Here is a 5,928-nt window from a genome sequence, read left to right as displayed (position 1 = left end):
ACACCGCGAAACAATAATATACGTGCGATAATTACAAAACTTAATTACGTTTTAGAATACGTAATTGATGCACTAAACGTGAATCAAAAAATAAACTTTACGCAAATAACCCAATACACCTAACGCCGCAATAAGCGGAAATTTATTGTTGGCTAAAATTTGAAGCGAAGCGGAAAAAGCCAACTGTAAATTTTCCGTTTAATTGCCTTGTTAAGTGTTCTAGCACCAGAATAAATTCTTTAATAACTGCCATCACTATCTACAAGTTCTACTGGAATTTGATCTATCATTTGCCCAGTTTTCCAACCAGTCTTATGCAGGATTTCCTCTGATGTACCTTCTGGTATCATGAACCAATAGCAGTAAGTCATTTCGCCACTATTGCCAGTGTTTGCGTTAAGCTCAGCTCCCATCTCTTCCCAATCATCATCAGAAATTCCAAGATGACGAGAAAGAAGGCTATCAGGAGCTTTTATAAGTGTTTCAGTAAAAGTTCCTGTAGTACGCTCTTCTCTAACGGTTTCATGACAATAGGGGCAGTCAATTGGCTCTCGGCAAGCTCCACAAATTCCACCTCCACCGATGACAGTAACTGAAAATTCAGCTCCACATTTAGGGCATTCCTCATTCATAATAAATCTCCAAACGACATTAAGTGCCGCCTTTCATTCTGAATTAATCATCTCAACGTATAAAATAAACTCGATCTAAGATGAACACTTAACGCCCTGTTAACATGCAAAAAATTGTTGGCTAAAATTAGCGACGAAGGAGCAAAAGCCAACTGTTTTTTGTCCTTGTTTAACAGCTTGTTAGGCAACTTTTAACACCCCAACAATGCAAGAAACGATACCTGCAAATATAGGTAAAATAAAATGAATAAATACCCAGCTATAATACCTTGAGTCCGTACCAATATTTGGAGGAACAATTGAATACCAAGGTCTACTGTACTCTAGGGTATGTGAACCTGCGACTATAGCCTTGCGAGCTTCTTTTGCATCACGATAATTTGGTACGGAATAAATTAAGAATGCAACCAGAAAATATGCAGTTAAAACCAACAGAATTAAGAAAAAAGCGGATGACGTAAGGTTATCAAAGGTAAATCCCAATATTGCTCCTTTGCTTGGATTTAAACCAGAAAAGGCGGCAATAATTGTAATTGACGAAGATAACAGAAGGTTTCTTCGCTCTTGACGGACAAAATCATTATACGAACTTCGGATAACTTCATCTAGTTCTTGTACTTCGTTAGGGTTATAACGCTCTCTAGTTTCCGCCATGACTATCCTTAGTTGCCTAACGCCCTGTTAATGGGCAAAATATAGTTGGCTAAAATGTTGAGGAACGAAAACAGCCAACTGTATTTTGTCCTTATTTAACAGCTTGTTATACGAATTTACCACTTACCTGTTTTACATGCACTGATTAACTGCCTTACGGTAATAGGATCTTTGTTGGCAGCTATATGTTCGTCACGATATTTGATTTTCCGATAAAGGTAGATAAAACCCTTTAGGCAAGGTTCACACCTAAAGTATTTATTGAAATCAAAGTCCGTTAAATCAAGATTATATTTATTGTGGCATTGCTCAAATATCTCCCAAGCGTCATCTCCATCGATTTTTAAATCACCTAATAGTGTGGAGTTTTCTGATACCTTATCGAGAGATACATTAGCTTCATTTGAAACTATTAACTTGATTTCATCATCCATAATCGAGATTCGTATAACGCCTACTTAAGCGGAAAAAAACAGTTGGCTAAAATGTTGAACGGAGTGAAAACAGCCAACTGTATTTTTTCCGTTTGAAGTTCTTGTTATGTGCTTGATTTTATTGACCGATTAAACACTTAACTTACGCCAAAGGTTAACAAACCGATACGCGTTTAACAACCATTTACCGCCGAATTAACGCACCAACTTTGATTTGAGCCAACATATAAAACCGCTTGAATTTAAGAAGGTGTAATTGGCGAAAACACAGAGCAGCAAAGTAAAAATATAACAGGTGAATACAACGCGTTTAATAATTTTACATGGAGAAAACAGGCGGCACATAACGCCTCATTAAGAGGCAAAAAATTGTTTGCTAAAATGTTGAGGCACGAAACAGCAAACTGTTTTTTGTCCTGCTTTAATGCCTTGTTAGGTGTTTGAACTGATTAGAGTTTATGCCACCTAAACTTACCAAACCACAATAAAGTAATTGGCAAAGTCTTGCACGAAATTTTGCAGTAAAAACTGAGAAATTAGCGCACCAAAAAGTTAAATAAACTGCTTCGCTCAATTTTATGTAACACCGCGAAACAATAATATACGTGCGATAATCACAAAACTTAATGACGTTTTAGAATACGTAATTGATGCACTAAACGTGAATCAAATAATAAACTTTACGCAAATAACCCAATACACCTAACGCTTTGCTAATGGGCAAATTATAGTTGGCTAAAATGCGCGAGGTACGAGCCGCATCCAACTGTAATTTGTCCTGTTAAGCAACTTGTTATATGCAGCGGTAGTAATACCAAACACTACATAAACTGGCAGTTGCCGTAATATAAAAACCTATCCGTGAACTTTTACGCTACACGCGAAAGGCTGAACTAATTAATAGTGTTGCCACCTTTGAAAAAGGTAATAAAGGCAACGCTTATTAGTGAATTGCGCCAAACCGAATTTAGCGGAAAACACAAACTGCTTGTGTGCGCTAAAATTAAAATCAAACACCACACGTTAAAACACGTTGAGTTTGACGCGCAAAAACCGACATATGTACCAAACTATAAAACTTAAAGAATACTTTCTTGGAAAGCATATAACGCCCTGTTAACAGGCAAAAAATAGTTGGCTAAAATAGTGACGAAGGAACAAAAGCCAACTGTTTTTTGTCCTTGTTTAACAGCTTGTTATGCTTATTTGTATACATCTGGTTGATGTAATTCCATAAATGATTCAGGTGAGCTTAAAGATTTAAAACCAAACTGCTCGTAAAGGCTATGTGCATCCCTTGTAGCAAGTGCCATGCGTCGAATACCTTGCAAATTAGGGTGTTCAATAATTATTTTCATGAGCCACTTACTTAAACCTTTACCTCGATGATCTTTTGACACAAAAACATCGGAAAGGTATGCAAATGTTGCAGAATCTGTAACCATACGAGCAAAAGCAACTTGACTACCGGAGTCTGTAAAAACACCAAAACATAAAGAATTATTTATCGCTTTTTCCATTGTGTTTAATGGAATACCTTTAGCCCAATAAGAAGTAGATATAAAGTCATGTATGACCGTTATATCCATATCTTTTATATCTGAACTAGCTTTATAACCTGAAACCATCACCAACTCCTTTGATAAGCATAACGCTTTGCTAATGGGCAAATTATAGTTGGCTAAAATGCGCGAGGTACGAGCCGCATCCAACTGTAATTTGTCCTGTTAAGCAACTTGTTATATGCAGCGGTAGTAATACCAAACACTACATAAACTGGCAGTTGCCGTAATATAAAAACCTATCCGTGAACTTTTACGCTACACGCGAAAGGCTGAACTAATTAATAGTGTTGCCACCTTTGAAAAAGGTAATAAAGGCAACGCTTATTAGTGGATTGCGCCAAACCGAATTTAGCGAAAAACACAAACTGCTTGTGTGCGCTAAAATGAAAATCAAACACCACACGTTAAAACACGTTGAGTTTGACGCGCAAAAACCGACACACGCACCAAACTATAAAACTTAAAGAATACTTTCTTGGAAAGCATATAACGCCTCACTAAGAGGCAAAAAATAGTTGGTTATAATGTTTGAGGAACGAAAAACAACCAACTGTTTTTTGTCCTTTTGAGTGCCTTGTTAGCAGTGCAGTGGCCACTAAAAGAATAATGTGAGTGCTAAAAACAAAATTCCACCTAGTAAAACCCCAGGATGTTTACCTAGAAGGAGCTTAGCTTCATCTACTTTTTTAGGATCGTTATTAACTTCGATACGAATCGGCTTACTAAAGATATAAAAAGAAGTTGTAAGAATTGATATGAATGCAATATATAAAAATAGGCTTAATAATGGTCTCGCTCCGAAATCGGAAAAGCCAATGAGAGTAAATGCCCCTCCGATACACCAACCTAATTTGTTTATAGCTCTATTCATAGAAATCACCACGATATTGTCCGTACTGCTAACGCTTTGCTAAGGGGCAAATAATGGTTGGCTATACTGTGCGAGGCACGAGCGCGGCCAACTGTTATTTGTCCCGCTTGAGCAACTTGTTATATGCAGCGATGATTAATCCAAACACTACATAAACTGGCAGTTGCCGTAATATAAAAACCTAGCCGTGAACTTTTACGCTACACGCGAAAGGTTGAACTAAATTAATAGCGTTGCCACCTTTGAAAAAGGTATAAAAGGCAATGCTGATTAGTGCAAACACCAAACCAAATTTAGCGTAAAACACAACCTGCTTGTGTGCGCTAAAATTAAAATCACACACTACACTTTCAAACATATTGAGTTTGACGCGCAAAAACATAATCACGCACCAAACTATAAAACTTAAAGAATACTTTCTTGGAAAGCATATAACGCCCTGTTAAGGGGCAAATTGTAGTTGGCTATAATGTGAGCGGAGCGAAACAGCCAACTGTTATTTGTCCCGCTTGAACAGCTTGTTAGGTACTTGGTGACACTACCCAGAGAACTTTAGTTTCCTTGGGGAAAAACTCTAGTTCTAAACCACAAACCTCACCTTGTTTATTTAACATTGCCCAAGAAACACTGGTGTTTTCAAAGTTTATATCGGAGTCTAAATCTAAAGGCGAAAGATTATGTCCTAAGTTATTTAGCTCTGAAATAATACTTTCACATTGTTCAAAGTATTTATCTCTCCGCAATTTGTCATTAAGGTAAACTGAATTAATCGCTCCAGTATTTTTAACAAATTTTGGGTTTGTAACTTCTGCTATAGCTAGCGAAATTTTTGCCTCTAATTCTGATTTCAACTCTTTAAGAAGCTTTTGTAATTCTTCAAACGAAATACTTTTCATTTGCTTAAGGCTAAATTTATCATCCATGCTATAAAAGTACCTAACGCCTTGCTAAGCGCGCAAAAAATTGTTGGCTAAAATAGCGAGGAACGAGCAAAAGCCAACTGTTTTTTGTCCGTTTAAGCAACTTGTTATGTTGTTTTTCAGTTGCTTAGCTTATTTTTTAGTGTACCATTAAATATCTATTTTATAACGTTTGATTTTTCGAGCGTTCCAAATTGGGTAAAATGGCACTTATTAGTGATCTAAGTGGCGGTATTTTGTCTTTAGCTGTGTATCTTGCGTCTGTCTTTCCACTGGTTTGCACATTCTTAGGAGTAAAGGTTATGGATATATCTACAATGTTTGATTGGTGCGGTACGGTCCTGCGGGTTATTGCTAAAGTCTCAAATATTGTCACTGGAAAATGAACGGTTGCTTACCAATAGTACCGGAGGTTCAAATCCTCGAACCCGCACCACATTCTTATTGTTAGCTTTTTTAATGCTGCAACCAAAACTCAAATCATCACGAACAACATAACGCCTTGCTAAGCTGCAAAAACGGTTTGCTAAAATGGCGCAGCCAGCAAACTGTTTTTTGTCGGCTTGAGCGACTTGTTATATGTTACCTAACTTACGCGGTTACGCTAATAACCAAAAACAGATAAGTAACACATTTGTTAAAATTTAGAATTAAACCTGAAGAATTAACCAAGAAAAGAATACTTAATGTGAATTCATTCCCTGAACCTGAAAGTTTAATACCGTTTAATTACGCCCTACTTTAAATTCTTAACTACGTTTTAACAACGAATAATTTTAAGAATTTGAACTGACATATAACGCCTTGCTAAGAGGCAAAAAATTGTTGGCTAAAATAAGCGACGAAGGAGCA

At 36.8% G+C, this 5,928-nt stretch carries 6 protein-coding genes; all 6 read right to left on the bottom strand.

All coding sequences use genetic code 11. From position 1 onward, the window contains the following. Nucleotides 1-239: 239 nt before the first annotated feature. Nucleotides 240-632, bottom strand: coding sequence for a hypothetical protein (locus CWS31_RS16980; RefSeq protein ID WP_101344013.1), 393 nt, complete (start codon nucleotides 630-632; stop codon nucleotides 240-242). Nucleotides 633-812: 180 nt separating this feature from the next. Next, the gene (locus CWS31_RS16975) at nucleotides 813-1,286 is read right to left on the bottom strand and encodes a hypothetical protein (protein ID WP_101344012.1); all 474 of its coding nucleotides are present in this window, start codon (nucleotides 1,284-1,286) and stop codon (nucleotides 813-815) included. Nucleotides 1,287-1,402: 116 nt separating this feature from the next. Beyond that, nucleotides 1,403-1,720 carry a DUF1493 family protein gene (locus CWS31_RS16970; RefSeq protein ID WP_101344011.1) on the bottom strand — a complete coding sequence of 106 codons (318 nt, stop codon included), beginning with the start codon at nucleotides 1,718-1,720 and terminating at the stop codon, nucleotides 1,403-1,405. Between the two features lie 1,202 nt (nucleotides 1,721-2,922). Further along, a complete protein-coding gene (locus tag CWS31_RS16965; RefSeq protein ID WP_101344010.1) occupies nucleotides 2,923-3,348 on the bottom strand; it encodes a GNAT family N-acetyltransferase in 426 nt (141 codons plus the stop codon). A 532-nt stretch (nucleotides 3,349-3,880) separates the two neighbouring features. Continuing rightward, entirely contained in the window at nucleotides 3,881-4,156 is a 276-nt protein-coding gene (locus CWS31_RS16960) for a hypothetical protein (protein WP_101344009.1), read from the bottom strand. A 521-nt stretch (nucleotides 4,157-4,677) separates the two neighbouring features. Next, complete coding sequence (locus tag CWS31_RS16955; protein ID WP_101344007.1) at nucleotides 4,678-5,079, bottom strand: hypothetical protein; 402 nt, start codon at nucleotides 5,077-5,079, stop codon at nucleotides 4,678-4,680. Nucleotides 5,080-5,928 lie beyond the last annotated feature (849 nt).

Source organism: Colwellia echini (assembly GCF_002843355.2).
Taxonomy (GTDB): domain Bacteria; phylum Pseudomonadota; class Gammaproteobacteria; order Enterobacterales; family Alteromonadaceae; genus Colwellia; species Colwellia echini.
The sequence above is the reverse complement of the archived record's forward strand: the minus strand, read 5'-3'. Positions and strand labels throughout refer to the sequence as shown.